This is a genomic window from Virgibacillus profundi, from assembly GCF_002287375.1.
Classification (GTDB): Bacteria; Bacillota; Bacilli; order Bacillales; family Amphibacillaceae; genus Virgibacillus_K; species Virgibacillus_K profundi.
Map to the genome: position 1 here is coordinate 1 of NZ_NPOA01000025.1, position 18668 is coordinate 18668.

Annotated in this window: 20 protein-coding genes; 4 read left to right on the plus strand and 16 right to left on the minus strand. The window is 36.3% G+C overall.

Annotated elements, in window-relative coordinates:
- Positions 1-252: 252 nt before the first annotated feature.
- From CIL05_RS20960 to CIL05_RS20970, 3 genes are all read right to left on the minus strand, one after another.
- The gene (locus CIL05_RS20960) at positions 253-1332 is read right to left on the minus strand and encodes a GerMN domain-containing protein (RefSeq protein WP_095657484.1); all 1080 of its coding nucleotides are present in this window, start codon (positions 1330-1332) and stop codon (positions 253-255) included.
- A gap of 120 nt (positions 1333-1452) precedes the next feature.
- On the minus strand, positions 1453-2259 hold the full coding sequence (racE, locus tag CIL05_RS20965; RefSeq protein WP_095657485.1) for a glutamate racemase: 807 nt from the start codon (positions 2257-2259) through the stop codon (positions 1453-1455).
- Positions 2260-2281: 22 nt separating this feature from the next.
- Positions 2282-2734 (minus strand): MarR family winged helix-turn-helix transcriptional regulator, encoded by a 453-nt coding sequence (locus CIL05_RS20970; protein WP_439144854.1) that lies wholly within the window; start codon positions 2732-2734, stop codon positions 2282-2284.
- Positions 2735-3098: 364 nt separating this feature from the next.
- On the opposite strand from CIL05_RS20970, the gene CIL05_RS20975 reads away from it, so the two are divergent.
- Positions 3099-3323, plus strand: coding sequence for a helix-turn-helix domain-containing protein (locus CIL05_RS20975; protein WP_094883395.1), 225 nt, complete (start codon positions 3099-3101; stop codon positions 3321-3323).
- A 273-nt stretch (positions 3324-3596) separates the two neighbouring features.
- Entirely contained in the window at positions 3597-4508 is a 912-nt protein-coding gene (locus CIL05_RS20980; protein WP_095657487.1) for a 1,4-dihydroxy-2-naphthoate polyprenyltransferase, read from the plus strand.
- A 201-nt stretch (positions 4509-4709) separates the two neighbouring features.
- On the opposite strand, the gene CIL05_RS20985 is transcribed toward CIL05_RS20980, so the two are convergent.
- Positions 4710-5255, minus strand: a complete 546-nt coding sequence (locus CIL05_RS20985) for an NADPH-dependent FMN reductase (protein WP_095657488.1) — start codon at positions 5253-5255, stop codon at positions 4710-4712.
- Positions 5256-5680: 425 nt separating this feature from the next.
- On the opposite strand from CIL05_RS20985, the gene CIL05_RS20990 reads away from it, so the two are divergent.
- Positions 5681-5920, plus strand: a complete 240-nt coding sequence (locus tag CIL05_RS20990; protein WP_095657489.1) for a ferredoxin family protein — start codon at positions 5681-5683, stop codon at positions 5918-5920.
- Between the two features lie 126 nt (positions 5921-6046).
- Here CIL05_RS20990 and CIL05_RS20995 read toward each other — a convergent pair whose 3' ends face one another.
- The 5 genes from CIL05_RS20995 to CIL05_RS21015 all read right to left on the minus strand — a co-directional run bounded on the left by CIL05_RS20995 (position 6047) and on the right by CIL05_RS21015 (position 10217).
- The gene (locus tag CIL05_RS20995; protein ID WP_095657490.1) at positions 6047-6259 is read right to left on the minus strand and encodes a hypothetical protein; all 213 of its coding nucleotides are present in this window, start codon (positions 6257-6259) and stop codon (positions 6047-6049) included.
- A gap of 251 nt (positions 6260-6510) precedes the next feature.
- Positions 6511-6954 carry an acyl-CoA thioesterase gene (locus tag CIL05_RS21000; protein ID WP_095657491.1) on the minus strand — a complete coding sequence of 148 codons (444 nt, stop codon included), beginning with the start codon at positions 6952-6954 and terminating at the stop codon, positions 6511-6513.
- A gap of 83 nt (positions 6955-7037) precedes the next feature.
- Positions 7038-7802 carry a succinate dehydrogenase iron-sulfur subunit gene (gene sdhB / locus CIL05_RS21005; protein WP_095657492.1) on the minus strand — a complete coding sequence of 255 codons (765 nt, stop codon included), beginning with the start codon at positions 7800-7802 and terminating at the stop codon, positions 7038-7040.
- 17 nt (positions 7803-7819) lie between these two features.
- Positions 7820-9571, minus strand: a complete 1752-nt coding sequence (gene sdhA / locus CIL05_RS21010; RefSeq protein WP_095657493.1) for a succinate dehydrogenase flavoprotein subunit — start codon at positions 9569-9571, stop codon at positions 7820-7822.
- 25 nt (positions 9572-9596) lie between these two features.
- Positions 9597-10217: a succinate dehydrogenase cytochrome b558 subunit gene (locus tag CIL05_RS21015; protein WP_095657494.1), complete on the minus strand. Its 621-nt coding sequence runs from the start codon at positions 10215-10217 to the stop codon at positions 9597-9599.
- Positions 10218-10545: 328 nt separating this feature from the next.
- On the opposite strand from CIL05_RS21015, the gene CIL05_RS21020 reads away from it, so the two are divergent.
- Entirely contained in the window at positions 10546-10983 is a 438-nt protein-coding gene (locus CIL05_RS21020; RefSeq protein WP_095657495.1) for a YslB family protein, read from the plus strand.
- Positions 10984-11036: 53 nt separating this feature from the next.
- On the opposite strand, the gene uvrC is transcribed toward CIL05_RS21020, so the two are convergent.
- The 7 genes from uvrC to CIL05_RS21055 form a co-directional block, all read right to left on the minus strand.
- Positions 11037-12821 carry an excinuclease ABC subunit UvrC gene (uvrC, locus tag CIL05_RS21025; RefSeq protein WP_095657496.1) on the minus strand — a complete coding sequence of 595 codons (1785 nt, stop codon included), beginning with the start codon at positions 12819-12821 and terminating at the stop codon, positions 11037-11039.
- Positions 12822-12911: 90 nt separating this feature from the next.
- Positions 12912-13226, minus strand: a complete 315-nt coding sequence (trxA, locus tag CIL05_RS21030) for a thioredoxin (protein ID WP_095657497.1) — start codon at positions 13224-13226, stop codon at positions 12912-12914.
- A gap of 241 nt (positions 13227-13467) precedes the next feature.
- The gene (locus CIL05_RS21035) at positions 13468-14442 is read right to left on the minus strand and encodes an electron transfer flavoprotein subunit alpha/FixB family protein (RefSeq protein WP_095657498.1); all 975 of its coding nucleotides are present in this window, start codon (positions 14440-14442) and stop codon (positions 13468-13470) included.
- Between the two features lie 27 nt (positions 14443-14469).
- Entirely contained in the window at positions 14470-15243 is a 774-nt protein-coding gene (locus CIL05_RS21040; protein WP_095657499.1) for an electron transfer flavoprotein subunit beta/FixA family protein, read from the minus strand.
- A gap of 30 nt (positions 15244-15273) precedes the next feature.
- A complete protein-coding gene (locus tag CIL05_RS21045) occupies positions 15274-16047 on the minus strand; it encodes an enoyl-CoA hydratase (RefSeq protein WP_095657500.1) in 774 nt (257 codons plus the stop codon).
- A gap of 82 nt (positions 16048-16129) precedes the next feature.
- A complete protein-coding gene (gene fadR / locus CIL05_RS21050) occupies positions 16130-16714 on the minus strand; it encodes a fatty acid metabolism transcriptional regulator FadR (protein WP_095657501.1) in 585 nt (194 codons plus the stop codon).
- A gap of 129 nt (positions 16715-16843) precedes the next feature.
- Positions 16844-18535 (minus strand): long-chain-fatty-acid--CoA ligase, encoded by a 1692-nt coding sequence (locus CIL05_RS21055; protein WP_095657502.1) that lies wholly within the window; start codon positions 18533-18535, stop codon positions 16844-16846.
- Between the last annotated feature and the right edge of the window lie 133 nt (positions 18536-18668).

Genomic DNA, 18668 nt, shown 5'->3' on the forward strand with positions numbered 1-18668 from the left:
CAGCAGGCCCGAACAATTGTTTCAGTTAATTGGGTGGGTTTAGTTTAGTGCGCTCTTTTTAACCTTTAATGCCAGTTTTTATCTTTTTCTTTTATCATTTTTTACTTGACTTATCACCACAAGTCTTATTTCAATCATTAGCTTAACATATTTTTCTCCAAAGAAACATGTTCATACATATTAGAAGTTATTCAAATACTACATTTTTAAAAAACACAAACAAAAAAAGGGCTGTGTTGCTAGGCCCTGTTATTAAAGCTTTTCTGTTGGGGTATATACCTGGATATTCACAGGTTCCGTATAGGCTTCCCCACTCTCATTAACGATTTGATCAACATTTTCAACTTTTACATTCACTGCTTCAACTGATTGTTGCTGAGTCAATGTTCTTACTAATGTTTCCATCACTTCATCTGCAATAACCGCTTGTTCGCTATCTTTTAGGATCTCCTCAGTAAATTCTATTTCCAGGACACCGTTTTCAAGGGTTGGTTTATTCTTTAGCATTGTTTGTGAATTAAAAACATGTGTTACATTCATATTATATCCGGGACCTTCGACTAAAGCCTGCACAATCGAACCATAGAGCTCATCACTTGTTCCTTCCACATATTGTGTAACAGGTACATAATAGCGATTTTCATTATGCTCAGCTGGATAATACATCGTTACAGGTGTGCTATTAATTAAGTCCAATGTATCGGTATCCGTAATATTTATTCCATTTGCTCTCGAATAGCCTTTACCTATTGGTGTTCCATTTACAGGCATCTCACTTTGTGGATAACCATTTATCCGCAATTCAATTTTATTAACATTTTCAAATTGTGTCAGCGTGTGTGTCATTGATTCAAGAATTTTAATCTCATTATTGGCTTCATAGTTCTCAAATTCATTTGATACATCTACAATCATTGTTCCATTTTCCTCCAGATCCAATCCCAGAATTTCAGTACCTTCCGGTAGTACAGCTTGGAATCCATTCGGCAACATTGGTGTTACAGGGCCGCCTTTCACTAAATACTCCAACACTTGTGTTGCTACCTCCTTGGATTCAAGCTGAGGTAATTCCAGCGTTTGTGATGCAACCATTCCATTAGAATCAATTAAATACAATTCCCGTGCGACAGTTTCAGCTACAGTTTCTCCCTCCGCTTCCTCATCTACTGCTTCTGATTCCTCTTCCGCAGTTGCTGCATCATCTAAAGAATTAACTTCTTCTGCATTTTGAGGTGGATCCATATCTTCCAATGATTGCTCCCCTTGAAAACACCCTGTAAGTATAAGACTTAGAGTTATCGAACTCATCAAAAGTATTCCTCGCTTAAGCATGTGATTCCCTCCTACGATGGTTTGTACTACTATATATACGAGCTTTTGGTAAAAATAGACCAACCAATGTAAATTACACATAAAAAAATCAGGAGCCTTTCTGAATCAAGGCTCCTGATTTTATCCAATGTTTGCTTTATTAATTCGTACCATTTGTGCATTTGAATCTTTAAAAATACTTTTTGATATTTCAATGAAAATTTCTAATTCACCGGTTGTATAAAATTGATGTACCGGAAAAAGTTTCTCCTTATTTTGTATCTGATGAACCTCCAGCAATGTACTTGTTTCTCTCGCAGTTTCTTCACTGGATGAGATAAGCGTTACATGTTCACCAGCGACTGTTTGTATGGTGTCCTTCAAAAGTGGGTAATGTGTACACCCAAGAATTAATGTATCCATCTGATCATATCTTTTCAACGGCTTCAAGGAATCTTCTACAACTTCCCTTGCTTGCTCACCGGAAAGTACCCCCTGTTCCACCATCGGCACAAATAGCGGACAAGCTAATGCATTAACTTCGATCTCTGCTTTTATGCTTTTTAAAGCATTTGTATATGCTTCACTTCTAATCGTTCCTTCTGTACCTATTATACCTACATGGTTATTTTTAGTGAACTTGATTGCGGCACGTGCACCTGGTTGAATAACACCAATTACCGGGATATCAAGTTTTTTTTGTAAGTCATTTAAAGTAAATGCAGTTGCCGTATTACACGCTATAACCAGCATTTTAATATTTTTCTCCAGTAAAAATTCAACCATTTCCCAAGTGAATTTCTGTACTTCTGTTTTTGACCTTGGACCATATGGACATCTTGCTGTATCTCCTAAATAGATTAACTTCTCTTTCGGTAATTGACGCATAAGCTCATGCGCCACCGTTAATCCACCTACACCTGAATCAATGACCCCGATTGCCTGCAAAAATACCGCCTCTTCTTCGCTGTTATTTATTATTCACATTTTCCATTTGTTCATGTAAAAAGTTTAATAGTTCATGCAGTGTTTCCTTTTCATCTTCCGTAAAGTTTTCCATTACTTCTCCCAGATAGTTTTGTCGTTTCTCAATTACTTCATGAATAATTATTTTCCCTTTTTCTAAAACATGTATACGTACAACCCTGCGGTCTTTTGAATCACGAATTCTCACAACCAGTTCGTTTCTTTCCATACGATCAACTAAATCCGTTGTTGTACTAAAGGCAAGGCTGATTTTATTTGATAATTCACCAATAGTTAAATCTCCTTCTTCCAACAACCATTGCAGAGCTACAAACTGTGGAGATGTGATTGGATAATTATTTAAAATTTTTCGTCCGTTTTGTTTTATAATACCTGAAATATAGCGCATTCTCTTTTCCAGTTTTTTAACTGTATCTGATGGTACATCATTATTCAAAAGTGTTACCTCCCGCTGCATTTATCCTAAGTCTGTGTATTATTCTAGCACATTCTAATGGATTGCATGAAAAACTACTCATTTTACCAACGCCGTTTAGTAATTTTACGTGACCTCTTTACTTTTGGCTAACATTATTATAACCAATTAGCGCCGTTTTTGCACTGATAGGAAAGTATAACTTTTTTAAGTAATCAGTATAAGTACGGGCTTAGCGAAAAGCCAAGTTTTCTAAAAATAATACCCCCCAATATTATACGTGATATTAATTGTACTCACCGATTTGGCTTTCCTTCATAAGCTATAAAGACTAAATAATTGCCCTTCGATCTGCAGCTCTATGACAGCAAGGAGGGGTTAACATTTGAAGGACAACGAGTATAAGCCAAAGCAATTACTGACTAAACGGGAAAAAGAAGTATTCGAACTGTTAGTACAGGACAAAACAACAAAGGAAATTGCCCAGGAATTGTATATATCTGAAAAAACTGTCCGAAACCACATTTCAAATGCTATGCAAAAGTTAGGAGTCAAGGGGCGATCACAAGCAGTTGTAGAGCTCCTTCGTATGGGGGAATTAAAGCTCTAAAATAAAACTGCCTTTCAATTAAGAAGGGCAGTTTTATTATTTTTTTTAAAATAATAATCCCTCTGTTCATTTTTGTGATAATGTTAATCTGGTATAATATAGTTCCTCAGATTTTTATGGTTTCTGCCTGCATTGTTACCTTTATATAGCTTTGTGACAGTTATTAGACTAGTGAAACTAAGCTGGCATTCTTGTAATCATAGGTGTATGTATTTATAATAATTTATGATTATAAAATTTGATATATATTAATGGGGGAGGGTTGAAAATATTATGGAACATAAACAAGAACTAAGTCCTGCAAAATTGATGTGGAAAATGACACGCCCACATACATTAACAGCGACATTTGCTCCGGTTATTTTAGGGACAGTGATAGCAATGTATGAATCAAGGATCGATTGGGTTTTATTTATTGCTATGATGTTAGCGTGTTTAGCCCTGCAAATCGCGACGAATTTATTTAATGAATACTATGATTTTAAACGCGGACTGGATACAGCTGACTCTACTGGAATAGGCGGCGGTATTGTGCGACATGGTTTAAAGCCAAAAAATGTCTTGCAAGCAGCAATTATATTATATGTTTTAGCTGCCATTATTGGTTTGTATATCTGTATGAATAGCAGTTGGTGGTTAGTTGTAATAGGTTTATTCGGGATGGCGATTGGTTACTTATATACTGGTGGACCATTACCTATTGCATATACTCCTTTTGGAGAATTATTCTCTGGTTTATTAATGGGAACTGGCTTTGTATTAATTGCTTTCTTTATTCAAACAAATACGATAACCATTCAAAGCCTGTTAATTTCTATTCCTATTGGGATTCTAGTTGGAGCTATTAACATGTCCAATAACATCCGTGATATTGAGGAAGATACTAAAGGTGGACGAAAAACATTGGCGATTCTTCTTGGTAGCCGGAAGGGAATTATTGCTTTGGCAATTGCATTTGCGGTTTCTTATTTATGGATTATACTTCTCGTTGTGACAGGCTATATCAGTCCTTGGGCATTAGTTGTATTCTTAACCGTGAAAAAACCATTCCTGGCTATTCAAGGGTTCCTAAAAGGGGATACCGAACCGCAATATATGCGAGTAGCGATGAAATCAACCGCTTTAACCAATACGTTTTTTGGATTCTTGTTATCTACAGGATTATTAATCAGCTATTTATTTTAAATGACAAAGCGTTACCGACTGTTTCATAACAGAAGGAATGCTTTGTTTTTTATTTGGTATTCCCCTTCATATTTTCTTAATGGGGATTTTGTAACAAACTAATCAGTCCATAAAAAGAAAAAAAGAGACACAAATACTCTCTTTTTTTCAATGGCCCTCATGTATTTCTTGAACATGGAGACCTTTACTAGCACTTTTTCTCTATTGATATCTTTTAATCAACTCAACAAATGTATCAACAAAAGATTGCAGGAATTGAACGGTTCCTTCATTATTTATTTTTCCGTTTTCATCCAATAAATCTGGAGAATTGGCAAGATAAACTTCTGGTTGTTGAACCACTGGCATATTTAAGAAAGTTAGTGATTGTCGTAAATGATGATTTGCACCAAATCCACTCAAATTGCTAATCGATTGACTGATAACTGCTGCTGGTTTTGCTTCCCAAACACTTTCACCATAAGGTCTTGAGCCTACATCAATTGCATTTTTCAATACACCAGGTACAGATCGGTTATATTCAGGGGTTACAAATAAAACGGCGTCGACTCCCTTTACAGTGTTGCGGAATGAGTTATATTCTGCTGGTGAATTGCCATCATATTCTTCATTATATAATGGGAGATTACCGATTTCGACAAACTCTGTTTCATAACCTTCAGGAAATAGTGTTGCTACATTTGTCGCAATTCTCCTAGAAAAGGATTCTTTCCGTAAACTACCAACTACAATACCAACTTTTATCATGTTATATCATCCTTTTAATTTATTTTTTTAATCACCAAAATTACACTTTATAGTTTTCCCCTTGTCCTTATCTTTTAATCCCACTGATATTATCTGTTCATATCCTTTGGGCATATTAATCTATCCAAGGATGCTATTTTTAAGGAAATATTCAATATATACATGTGATTACGCTCCTTTATTTTTGTAGTTTCCTTAAGAGATAAAGCAGCTGTTTTTGTTCCTCTTTTGTTAACTTACCAAATTGTTTAGCCTGATACATTTCCAGTTGTGTCCTTATTTCCTGGTAATGTTTTTTGTAAATCTATTTACTTGCAACTGGTGGATCATGTATCCTTAAATAAGGATAGAAGTAAATTTGATCAGGAATCTTCTGTTCTTGTGATAATATTATAATTTCTAAGCAATTAAGGGGGTAATTATAGATGGCTTTTGTTATATTAGACCCGTGTGGACCCGAGAAATCTGCCGAATGTGTGAGTGTCTGTCCGGTCGATTGTATCGAAGAGGGTACAGATCAATTTTATATTGATCCAGATGTTTGTATTGATTGTGGAGCATGTGTAGCAGTATGTCCAGTTGATGCGATTGTAGAAGAGTATGACCTAACTCCAAAGCAAGAGATATTCTTGGAAAAAGCGGAGGAATTTTTTGCGAACAAATAATTTTAGTGTCATAAGATTGGTTGAAAAATCATTTATGATGAAAGATATATAGAAATATGCAAAAGTTAGAAATCAAGCGGCGATCAATTTAATAAAACTGCCTTTCATATAAGAAGGGCAGTTTTATTATTTTCCCTTAAAAGATTGTTCAATTTCCTTGAGTTGTTGTCCAAGTTGATCAATTTCCTGTTCACTTACTTCTAAATCTCCATACCTTACCTTTTGATATGTCGCAATATTAACATCGTGTTTTAGTCGTTTAAACCAATCCTCAATTGATTCAAAGGAATATCGCCCTCTATTGTTTTTAATTGCCTGACGTTCAAACTTATAAACCAAATTGCGTACAGGATGGGTTGGTTAACGAGCATATTTCCCAAATGAACGCACAATCAAAAAGATGATAATTGCAATAATAATACAAAAGGCAACTACTAGCAGAATACTTTAAATAATTACTTTCTTCGCATGTATTTCAAATGTTTTATAAAGATCAGGAATCGCAGGTAGTTGTAAAGCTCCATTGCAAGTGAGAGATTAAGCTTTTAAAAAACCGACTTTCCTTAATAGGAATTCGGTTTTTTAAAAGCTTATTTATTCAGTAATTTTTCTTTCATGGACTCACTTAGTTTAACTGGCTTACCTGTTTTGGGATTCACGTAAACCAATCTGCCTCTTCCGGTAATGGTAATTTCCTCTTTTTCATTTAATGCCATATAATGGATGTCAATCGATGTATTGCCTACATGATCTGCTTTGACAAATAATTGCAGGTTTTCATTAAAAAATAGTTGCTTAAGGTAATCACACTGCAGGTCTGCAACAATTGGAATACCTTCCTCACTATTCAAATTTCCAAAGAGGCCAACTGATTTCAGAAATTCAATTCTTGCTTCTTCAAAGTATATAAATGGTGATACATTGTTGACATGACCAAACATATCCGTTTCGGAAAATCTGATTTTAATTGGGATTGAAAATGAAAATCCCGAACGCCATTCGTCAGTATTTTCGATGTATGAAATTGTCTTCAATAAAATGAACTCCCCTCCTATTTGAAAAAAAGACCCAAACCATTAACTGGTGAGGGCCTTTGCACCTTTATAAGTTCAAATAATTAATGTGCGTTGTCACTGCCAAAGAAATTCTTAAATGCTTGTATATTTGTCGCACGGTTCATAGCAGCAATTGATGTTGTTAATGGAATTCCTTTAGGACATACTTGAACACAGTTTTGAGCATTACTGCATCCATCAATTCCGCCATCTTCCATTAAACCATTTAATCTCTCACTTGCATTCATTTCACCTGTTGGATGCGCATTGAATAGTCGTGCCTGTGACAAGGCTGCTGGTCCAATAAAGTTTGATTTGTCATTTACATTGGGACAAGCTTCCAAGCAAACTCCACAGGACATACATTTAGATAATTCATACGCCCATTGACGTTTCTTTTCAGGCATACGAGGACCAGGTCCAAGATCATACGTACCATCAATTGGAATCCATGCTTTAACTTGCTTCAAAGCGTCAAACATACGTTCACGATCCACAATTAAGTCACGCACTACAGGAAATGTAGACATTGGCTCTAAACGTATTGGTTGTTCCAATTGGTCAACAAGAGTAGCACAGGACTGTCTTGCGGTACCATTTATAACCATGGAACAAGCTCCACACACTTCTTCCAGACAGCTCATGTCCCAATAAACCGGAGCTGTCTTTTCCCCTTTAGCATTCACGGGGTTCTGGCGAATTTCCATTAATCCAGAAATCACATTCATGTTTTTGCGATATGGAACATGAAACGTTTCCTCGTAAGGAGCAGATTCAGGATTGTCCTGACGAGTTATAATAAATGTAATAGTACTTTGTTCAGCCATTTTACATTACTCCCCCTTTAATGTTTTTTGGTATAGTCCCGTAATCTCGGTTTAATTAAAGAAGTATCTACTTCTTCATACGTTATTTCAGGAGAATTTTTCTCTTTATCAAATGTTGCAATTGTAGTTTTTAACCATTCTTCATCATTTCGATCAGGGAACTCTGGTTTATAATGTGCACCACGACTCTCGTTTCGATTATATGCACCAATTGTAATAACACGTGCTAAATGCAGCATGCCCTTCAATTGACGAGTGAACATTACACCCTGATTACTCCATCGGGATGTATCATTAATATTAATGTTTTCCCAACGTTCCAGAAGTTCTTTAATTTTTTCATCTGTTTGTAGTAGTTTGTCATTATGACGAACCACTGTAACGTTGTCTGTCATCCATTCTCCAAGCTCTTTATGAATCTGGTAGGCATTTTCTTCGCCAGCCATGTTCATGAGCTCTTCGAATTTTTCCTGTTCTTCTTTTTGTTTATTCTCAAAGAGTTCAGGTGACATATCCTCAACATGTGTTTCAAGCTCATCAATATATTTGATTGCATTCGGCCCTGCAACAGAACCACCATAAATTGCAGATAGTAAGGAGTTAGCACCAAGACGGTTTCCTCCATGCTGCGAATAATCACATTCACCTGCTGCAAATATTCCAGGTATACTTGTCATTTGGTCAAAATCAACCCAAAGCCCACCCATTGAATAGTGAACTGCAGGGAATATTTTCATTGGAACTTTCCGTGGGTCTTCACCAACAAACTTTTCATAGATTTCAATAATTCCACCAAGCTTAACATCCAATTCTTTTGGATCCTTATGTGATAGATCAAGGTACACCATGTTCTCTCCATTAATACCGAGTTTTTGGTTTACACAAACATCAAATATTTCACGTGTTGCAATATCACGAGTAACAAGGTTTCCATAAGCAGGGTATTTCTCCTCTAGGAAATACCATGGTTCACCGTCTTTATAAGTCCAAATACGGCCACCTTCACCACGTGCAGATTCACTCATTAAACGTAATTTATCATCACCAGGTATTGCAGTTGGATGAATTTGAATAAATTCTCCATTTGCATATTTTGCACCTTGTTGATATAAAATACCTGCAGCGGATCCTGTATTAATCATTGAATTTGTTGATTTACCAAAAATGATCCCTGGGCCACCTGTAGCCATTATTGTTGCATCCGAAGGAAAAGATTTTATTTCATGTGTTTTAATATCCTGTGCAACGATACCTTTTCCAACACCATCGTCATCCAGAATTGCTCCAAGAAATTCCCAGCTTTCAAATTTTGTTACTAAACCTTCCACTTCATATCGACGAACCTGTTCGTCTAATGCATATAATAATTGTTGTCCTGTTGTTGCCCCTGCGTATGCTGTGCGATGATGCTGAGTACCACCAAATCGGCGGAAGTCAAGTAATCCTTCAGGTGTGCGGTTAAACATAACACCCATGCGATCCAACATATTGATAATCCCTGGCGCTGCATCACACATTGCTTTAACTGGCGGCTGGTTCGCTAAAAAGTCTCCACCGTATAATGTATCATCAAAGTGGATATCAGTAGAATCCCCTTCACCTTTCGTATTTACAGCACCATTTATACCACCTTGGGCACATACTGAGTGAGAGCGTTTTACAGGTACAATAGAGAATAGATCTACATTCACACCTGCTTCTGCTGCTTTGATTGTTGCCATTAAGCCGGCAAGCCCTCCACCGACAACAGCGATTTTGCGATTACTCATAATACTCACTCCCTATTTCTTTATACTAAACTCCGTATGCAAATTGAATTAGTGTTCTTACACCAATATAGCTTACAACTAAAAATACAAGTACCGTTGCATTTGTAGCGATCTTTTGAGATTTTGGAGATTGTGTAATACCCCAGGATACCATAAAGCTCCAAAGTCCGTTTGCAAAATGGAATACTGTTGATAGTACACCAATCAAATAGAACCAGAACATAATAGGATTTGTTAGAATTCCTTCCATCAGGCTATAGTTCAATTCTTCATTTCCAAGCCCAATTTGAATACGAGTTTCCCATACATGCCATGCAATAAATACTAACGTAATAATTCCCGTAAAACGTTGTAAGTAGAACATCCAGTTACGGAAATATCCATACTTTCTGGTATTGTTTTTTGCAACAAAAACAATATAAACCCCTAAAACCGCATGGAATAAAATCGGCAGGTAAATTACAAATATTTCTAAAACAATTACGAATGGAAGCCCTGCCATAAATCCTGCAGCTTTGTTAAAACTTTCTTCACCATACACAGCAAAATGATTCACCACTAAGTGCTGAACCAAAAATACTCCAATTGGAATTACGCCTAATAGTGAGTGTAATCTTCTGCTAAAGAACTCACGATGTTCTGCCATGTGTTACCCCCCTTAGTTTGTCTGATATTTTCTTCTCATTGTACAGATTTTCTATAAAGAATACGTATTTTAATCCATTTGAATTCACGCTATTATTTAGAAATGTACAATTTGTGACATATTTATTGTACTTCTAACTACAAAAAGCGTCAAGAAAAGGAGACATTAAAATTTAATTAAGTGATAATTAGCATTCTATTTGTCTATGTAGGAAAAATTCAAAAACATACTTGCGAAAATAGTATATAAAATAGATAATACTATTAGTAATCTCTTATGAACTTCGTAATGTCAGTTACCATTGGTTACTAATGAAAGGATGACATCCATGTCTAAAAAACACACACTACTGCCTATTTCTATGCTTGATGAACTACATACAACTGGGTCTGGCTATGATGTCCTGCGGTATATAAGCTTACCGGAATTATTAGGTACCCAGTCTGATCCCCTCTTATATTTTATGGGAAGAAATCTAGCCAGAAAACTGGAAATTAAAGCAATGGAAGATCTCTATTTTATTTATGAAAAATTGGGATGGGGACAATTGGAGCTTGTTAAAGAAAAGAAAAAAGAACTTGTTTTCCATTTAATGGCTGATTCAGTCGCAGAACGTTTACAAGCATCTTTTCATACAGAATTTCGCCTTGAAGCCGGTTTTCTTGCTGAGGCAGTACATATGATTAAAGAAATAGACTGTGAATGCACCGAGGAAATAAATAAAAAAATACACCAGGTGGAATTCACAGTTATCTTTACTATTTAATAAGAAGCTGCAGATTCCAGGTAAACAGGACTGCAGCTTCTTTAAGCTATAATCTATTCTTCTTCCTTTACATTCAAATGCTTAATAATATCCTCGGCAGTATTCTTTGGAATGCCAAGTTTGGCTATTTCTTCTAATGAAGCTTTTCTGATTTCTCCAATTGATTTAAAATGTGTTAATAATAACCTTCTTCGTTTCTCACCAATGCCGGGAATCTTATCCAGTTCCGATTGAAATAAGCTTTTCCCCCGTAGCTGACGATGAAAGGAAATTGCAAATCTGTGTACCTCATCCTGAATTCTCTGTACAAGATAAAATTCCTGTGATTTTCTTGATAGAGGAATGATCATTGGCGGTATTCCATATAATAATTCACTTGTCTTATGTTTATCATCCTTTGCTAGGCCAGCCAAAGGGATATCAAGACCCAATTCATTTTCCAGGACATCTAAAGCCGCACTCATTTGTCCCTTCCCACCATCTACAATTATTAGATCAGGTAGGGGTAAATCTTCTTTTAATACCCGTGAATATCGTCTTCGAATAACCTCACGCATTGTTTCATAATCATCTGGGCCCTTTACATCTCTTATTTTATATTTCCGGTATTCTTTTTTATTTGGTCTGCCATCTATAAAAACAACCATTGCCGAAACCGGGTCAGTACCTTGTATATTGGAATTATCAAAAGCCTCAATTCGATGTGGAACCTCAATATTTAATACTTCTCCCAGTTGTTCAACTGCTAAAATCGTTCGCTCCTCATCCCGTTCTATTAATGAAAACTTTTCATTTATTGCGATCTTTGCATTTTTGGAAGCCAATTCGACGAGTTCCTTTTTTCTGCCTCTGTATGGTGTATGAACATCAACGTCCAGCAGCTCTTTTACCAAATCATCATCTGTTCCGATTGGTACAAGTATTTGTTTTGGTTTCAGGTGGTGCTGATGGAGATAGAATCTGCCAATATAGCTGATAAAGGTTTCTTCAGGCGTATCAAAAAAAGGAAAAATCGCTACATCTCTTTCAATTAATTTCCCTTGTCTGACAAAAAACGTTTGGATGCACATCCAACCTTTATCATAGCTATAACCAAATATATCAATATCTGCCCGATCATTTAATGACATCTTCTGTTGTTCCATAACTACTTCAATATGCTGGATTTGATCACGCAGCTCTTTTGCTCGTTCAAAATTGAGCTGTTCACTAGCTTCATGCATTTTATCACTTAATTCATTCTTAATCCCTTTATAGCCACCATGTAAAAAGGAGGTGATACTTTGTACAATTCCTTTGTATGTTTCCTGCGGTGGCGGTGTTTCGCTACAAGCTAGACACTGATCCATATGATAATAAAGACATGGGCGACCTGGTTGGTTATTGCATTTTCTTAATGGATACAGGCGATCAAGCAGCTTTTTTGTTTCCCTTGCCGCAATCACATTAGGATATGGGCCGAAATATTTCCCTTTATCTTTTTTTACCTTTCTCGTAATGAGTAATTGTGGATGTCTTTCGGAAGTGATTTTTAAATAAGGATAGGATTTATCATCCTTTAACATTACATTGTATTTAGGATCATATTTTTTAATTAAATTCATTTCTAAAATAAGTGCTTCGATCTCTGAAGACGTTACAAAATATTCAAAGTCAGTTATTTCCTGTACAAGACGCTGTGTTTTACGATCGTTTGCACCTGTAAAGTAAGATCTTACACGATTCTTCAACATTTTGGATTTGCCTACATAAATAATCGTATGATGCTTATCTTTCATTAGATAACAGCCCGGCTGTGCAGGAAGAACTGCCAGTTTTTCTTTTATCATCTTGTTCATAGTCTTAAGTCATTCCTTTACGATAGAAAATCCCCTGTCACATGATGCAACAAGGGATTTTTAAGGTTTTATCTCATATTATACACGATCTTATGCATGTTTGTTAATTAAATCAACTAGTGCTTCTTTTGGTTGGAAACCAATAACTTGATCTACAACATTACCATCTTTAAATAGTAGCAATGTTGGAATACTCATCACACCAAATTTACCTGCTGTTTCCTGATTTTCATCTACATCAAGTTTTACTATTTGGACTTTCTCTTCCATTTCGCCATCTATTTCTTCAAGTACCGGGGCAATCATTTTGCAAGGTCCACACCATGGTGCCCAGAAGTCAGCTAATACTAGCCCTTTTCCAGTTTCTTCTGTGAAGTTTTGATCAGTTACATTTACTATTGCCATTTATTTTTCCTCCTTCATTAAGCATTGATTCTTAAGATGAGTATACCATCGATAATATATACTTGCGAATAGTTTGCTTACAATTAAAAGTGAATGGATTTGTATAGCCACTGGATGCTTATGGTGGACTTGACTGTTAATATCCAGGAATGAACTGATGTGAAAAGTTATCTGGCTCCATATAGAAAAGGCCATAGGAAAAACCTGATCAGCGTTGTGATCAGGTTTTCTTTTAACACAGTTATTGCTTAATCTTTTTAATTTCTTCAATTAGCAATGGAATTATTTCAAATAAGTCACCAACTATACCATAGTCAGCTACATTAAATATATTTGCTTCTGCGTCTTTATTTATTGCGACAATAACTTTTGAATTAGACATTCCTGCAAGATGCTGGATTGCCCCGGAGATACCAACAGCAATATATAAATCCGGTGTTACTACTTTACCTGTTTGCCCAATTTGCAAGGAATAGTCACAATAGTCTGCATCACATGCACCACGTGAAGCACCTACTGCACCACCTAAAACATCTGCCAACTCATATAATGGTTTAAAGCCATCTGCGCTTTTCACGCCTCGTCCACCGGCTATAATTACATTTGCTTCTGATAAATCAACACCTTCAGATGCTTTACGGATAACATCTTTAATAATGGTGCGTATATCTGTTACATCAACATCTTTGGAATTGACATCTCCTGAGCGTGATTCATCTCGCTTAAGCATTGGAATGTTATTTGGTCTGATTGTCACAAATGTCAATCCGCTTGTAATAATTTTCTTTTCAAAAGCTTTACCGGAATAAATCGGTCTAATGAATTGAACATTATCACCATCAGACTCAATTTCGACAGCGTCAGATACCAAGCCGGTTTCGAGTTTACTTGCAATTTTCGGTGTTAAATCTTTACCTATGGATGTATGACCCATAACGATACCAGATGGTGATTCATCATTAATAACTCTCATTAAAGCCTGACCAAACCCCTCTGGTGTATACGTTTTCAAATTTTCATGTTTTATTGTTACAACACGGTCAGCACCATAATAAATCATTTCCTGTGCTTGGCTTTCTATGTCATCATTACTACAAATAACACCAACAATTTCACTGTCAGCTTTTATCTTTTTCGCAGCTGCGATTGCTTCATATGATACATTTCGTAATTCTCCATCCCTTGCTTCCCCAATAACTAAAATTTTATCGCTCATGTCAATTCTCCTTTCCGTTTGGATGATTTACAGTACTTTTGCTTCGTTTTTAAGTAGAGATACTAATTCTTGTACTTTATCTCCTGTGTCACCTTCTAATACTCTTCCAGCTTCTTTTTCGGCCGGTAAAAATATTTCTATCGTTTTAGTTTTTGCTTCTACATCATCTTCATCTAAATCCAGATCATCAATTTCCAGTTCTTCCAATGGTTTCTTTTTAGCTTTCATAATTCCTGGAAGTGAAGGATAACGCGGATCATTAAGCCCTTGTTGACAGGTCACCAGAATTGGCAGACTTGCTTCTACAATTTCTACATCACCTTCAACATCTTTCTCAATGGATACAGTCTCCCCGTCAATTTTCAAACTGGTGATTGTTGTTACATAGGGAATTCCCAGAGATTCGGCTACTCTCGGCCCAACCTGACCACTTGCTTCATCAATCGCAACGTTCCCTGCAAGAATCAAATCAGCTTCTTTATCTTCAAAGAATGCTTCCAGAATTTTTGCTGTTGTATATTGATCCCCATCTTCAAGATCATCCTCGGTATTGATCAATACCGCTTTATCTGCTCCCATAGCTAAAGCTGTACGCAGTTGTTTTTCGGAGTCTTCATCTCCAATTGTGACAACTGTAACCTCACCACCATGAGCATCACGTTGGTTAATCGCTTCTTCCACTGCATATTCATCATATGGATTGATAATAAATTCTGCACCATCGTCTTCAATTCGTCCATCCGATACAGCAATTTTCTCCTCTGTATCAAAAGTCTTTTTTAATAATACATATATGTTCATGTGATATCCTCCTTTAAGTGGATGTTTAATCTATTTATCTGTGAAATTAGGTTTACGCTTTTCCATGAAAGCCTGTACCCCTTCTTTTGCATCTTCCGAACCAAATATTTCACCAAAAGCTCTGGCCTCTTCTTGCGTACCTTTCGAAAAATTCTCTGTTTTTGCAAATGGTATTAAATGCATTACCCGATTAATTGAAGGCTTACTTTTTGCAGCTATTTTTTCTGCCAGTTTTATAGTTTCATTAAAAATTTCCTCATCAGAAACAGCTTTATTGGCAAGACCTAATTCAACTGCTTCCTTCCCCGAGATCGCCTCACCTGTCAATATCATTTCATATGCCTTTGCAGTACCAACATAGTGAGGAAGCCGCTGTGTACCTGCAAACCCAGGAATGATGCCCAACGTAAGCTCAGGCAGCCCTATTTTAGCTTTTTCGGTTACAATTCTGATATGACATGCCATGGCAAGTTCTAATCCTCCACCTAAGGCAGCACCATGAATTGCTGCAATAATTGGAACCTCAAAAGACTCAACCCGATCAAATAATTCTTGGCCTTTCCTGGATAATGATTGATAATCTGATGCATTTTGAAATGACGTGAATTCTTTAATATCTGCACCAGCTGAGAAAAACTTCCCTTCACCCTTTAAGACAATTGCTTTAACATTATTATCCTCTTCAATCTGATCCAGCTTTTGGGCAAGATCATTTAATAGAATACTAGATAAAGCGTTTGCAGGTGGGCTTTGAATAGTTAAGTAAGCAACATGGTTTTTTAGTTCATATGCTATCGTTCCCATGAACATTCCCCCCCTCTTTTTTTATTATAGATCATACTGTCAGTTTTATAAACTCATATCCCCCTTGTAGTAAATGTTAGCTCTATCGGGCAATAAGACCTTTTGTTAATAAACTGTGAACTTGAGATGCCTGTTCAGCTAAATCATATTTATGGTCCTTCATTACCCAGTTTGTAACAGTTTCATCCAAAGTCCCAAATATCATCTGGCGAACAAGAAGGAGGTTCAAGTCATCCCGAAATACGTTCTCATTCATCCCTTCTTTGATGATGTCGTCAATAACGGTTAAATACGGCTTTAATATTTCATTGATTTGCAATCGCAAGGCAGAATTCGATTGTCGCAGCTCCAATTGGGTTACAATAGCCAGGTGATGATCCTCCGACAGCTGGCTGAAATGCATCTCAATTAATGTTAGTAATTTCTCATTTACATTTTTCCTTTTCTTAATGCTATCGGCAATCCTTTCAATAAACTGCCCCATTTTCTCTTCAAAAACCGAGACAAGTATATCTTCTTTATTTTTAAAATAAAGGTAAATGGTTCCGTCTGCAACACCAGCTCTTTTGGCAATTTTGGAAACCTGTGATGCATGATAACCATTTTCTGCAATTACCTGAACCGCCGCTTCAATGATTTGATTATATTTGGGTCTATTTTTATTCATCATAATCTCCTTATATCGAACAATGGCTACACAATGAATGAATAATCATTCATATTTATTGTAACGAGCCAATTTAAATCTGTCAATAGCTAAGCTTGTACAATTATTTTGTAAAAAAGAGCAAAATGCTCAAAGAGTTTTACTATTTTCCGGCTGTTTTTCTTTTTCTTCATCTACTAATTTTCTTCTTAAGATCTTCCCTACAGCTGTTTTTGGTAATTCATCACGGTATTCATATAGTCTTGGTACTTTGTATGCCGCAAGATGTTTTCTGCAATATGTGTTTAATTCTTCATCCGTAATCGAATAGCCATCTTTTAGAACGATATAAGCTTTTACAGTCTCACCACGATATGGGTCAGGTATACCAGCAACTACTGTCTCTAGCACACCTTCATGTTCATAAAGAACTTCTTCTACTTCTCTTGGATAAATATTATAACCGCCTGCAATGATCATATCTTTTTTGCGGTCTACAACAAAAAAGTATCCCTTTTCATCCATATACCCCAAGTCACCGGTTAATAACCAGCCATCCTTCAATACATTATCCGTTTCTTCCTGGTTATTCCAATAACCCTGCATAACCTGTGGACCTTTCACTGCAATTTCTCCCACTTCCCCAACTCCGGCTTCTTCCTCTGTTTCCATTATAAATATTCTACAATCCGTATCAGGCCAGGGAACACCAATACTTCCATTAACCCTATTTGTCCAGACAAAGTTTGCATGGGTAACCGGAGAGGTTTCTGTCAATCCATATCCTTCAACTAATTTACCACCCGTTATCTTTTCAAATTGCTCCTGAACTTCTGTTGGCAATGGAGCTGACCCACTTATACATGCTTCGATGGATGATAAATCGTATTTTTTAAGGTCCGGATGATTTAACAAACCGACATATATAGTTGGAGCACCAGGGAACAAGGTCGGCCTTTGTTTTTGAATTGTTTTCAAAACATCCCCTGCATCAAATTTTGGCATTAAAATCATTTTTGAACCTTGCATAATAGACATATTCATTACCGTCGTCATGCCGTAAACGTGGAAGAATGGCAATACACCCAAAACGATTTCCTGTCCTTCTTTCGTTTTATACAACCAAGTTTCACACATTTGCACGTTTGCTACCAAATTATAATGTGTAAGCATGACACCTTTCGGATAACCTGTTGTTCCACCCGTATATTGCAATAATGCTAAATCCTTCAGTGGATCGACATCTACTTTTTTATAGTCAGCAGAAGTTTGCTCGATCATTGTATTCCAGACATGTGTTTCTTTGCTTTGTTCCACTTTTACGACCATGTTATATTGCTTTTTTTGAATAAATGGATAGATAAGGTTTTTTGGAAATGGTAAATAATCTTTAATACCTGTTACTATTGTATGTCTTAATGACGTATTACCACGCACACTTGTTACCCGAGGTAAAAGAATATCCAAACATACAATGAATGTTGCACCGGAATCAATAAGCTGATATTCCAGTTCTCTCTCTGTGTATAATGGATTGGTTTGTACAACTACTGCCCCAGCCATCAATGCAGCATAATAACTAATTACACCTTGTGGACAATTCGGTAGCATAATGGCTACTTTGTCACCTTTCTTTAATCCCAATGACTGCATGTAATTAGCCATTTTCCTTGCTTCTGTATGAAGCTCCTTAAAGCTCATTTCTTTCCCCATGAAATAAAGCGCTTTCTTTTCTTTGTAACGTTTAGCACTTTCATCCAAAAAGGCATGCAAGGGCTTTTCGTCATACGTAATACTTGTTGGTATTTCTGATGGATAATGTGAGTGCCATACTTTTTCCATTATTTCTCCTCCTCGTATAGTATATTTAAGAACAAAAAATTGCTCTTTGACAATTGAATAATTTCGTTACATTCAAAACATTTTGCTTGGGTATTGCGTGATGTCCTTAGATAATAGAATTGGAATGGATCCA

Excerpts from the sequence above, each read along its gene's own strand:
- uvrC (WP_095657496.1), bottom strand. The coding sequence starts at position 12,821 with ATGAACAAGATGATAAAAGAAAAACTGGCAGTTCTTCCTGCACAGCCG.
- CIL05_RS20980 (WP_095657487.1), top strand. The coding sequence starts at position 3,597 with ATGGAACATAAACAAGAACTAAGTCCTGCAAAATTGATGTGGAAAATG.
- CIL05_RS21035 (WP_095657498.1), bottom strand. The coding sequence starts at position 14,442 with ATGAGCGATAAAATTTTAGTTATTGGGGAAGCAAGGGATGGAGAATTA.
- CIL05_RS20960 (WP_095657484.1), bottom strand. The coding sequence starts at position 1,332 with ATGCTTAAGCGAGGAATACTTTTGATGAGTTCGATAACTCTAAGTCTT.
- sdhB (WP_095657492.1), bottom strand. The coding sequence starts at position 7,802 with ATGGCTGAACAAAGTACTATTACATTTATTATAACTCGTCAGGACAAT.
- CIL05_RS21020 (WP_095657495.1), top strand. The coding sequence starts at position 10,546 with ATGTCTAAAAAACACACACTACTGCCTATTTCTATGCTTGATGAACTA.
- CIL05_RS21040 (WP_095657499.1), bottom strand. The coding sequence starts at position 15,243 with ATGAACATATATGTATTATTAAAAAAGACTTTTGATACAGAGGAGAAA.
- trxA (WP_095657497.1), bottom strand. The coding sequence starts at position 13,226 with ATGGCAATAGTAAATGTAACTGATCAAAACTTCACAGAAGAAACTGGA.
- CIL05_RS21015 (WP_095657494.1), bottom strand. The coding sequence starts at position 10,217 with ATGGCAGAACATCGTGAGTTCTTTAGCAGAAGATTACACTCACTATTA.
- CIL05_RS20985 (WP_095657488.1), bottom strand. The coding sequence starts at position 5,255 with ATGATAAAAGTTGGTATTGTAGTTGGTAGTTTACGGAAAGAATCCTTT.
- fadR (WP_095657501.1), bottom strand. The coding sequence starts at position 16,714 with ATGAATAAAAATAGACCCAAATATAATCAAATCATTGAAGCGGCGGTT.
- CIL05_RS21055 (WP_095657502.1), bottom strand. The coding sequence starts at position 18,535 with ATGGAAAAAGTATGGCACTCACATTATCCATCAGAAATACCAACAAGT.
- CIL05_RS21045 (WP_095657500.1), bottom strand. The coding sequence starts at position 16,047 with ATGGGAACGATAGCATATGAACTAAAAAACCATGTTGCTTACTTAACT.
- sdhA (WP_095657493.1), bottom strand. The coding sequence starts at position 9,571 with ATGAGTAATCGCAAAATCGCTGTTGTCGGTGGAGGGCTTGCCGGCTTA.
- CIL05_RS20990 (WP_095657489.1), top strand. The coding sequence starts at position 5,681 with ATGGCTTTTGTTATATTAGACCCGTGTGGACCCGAGAAATCTGCCGAA.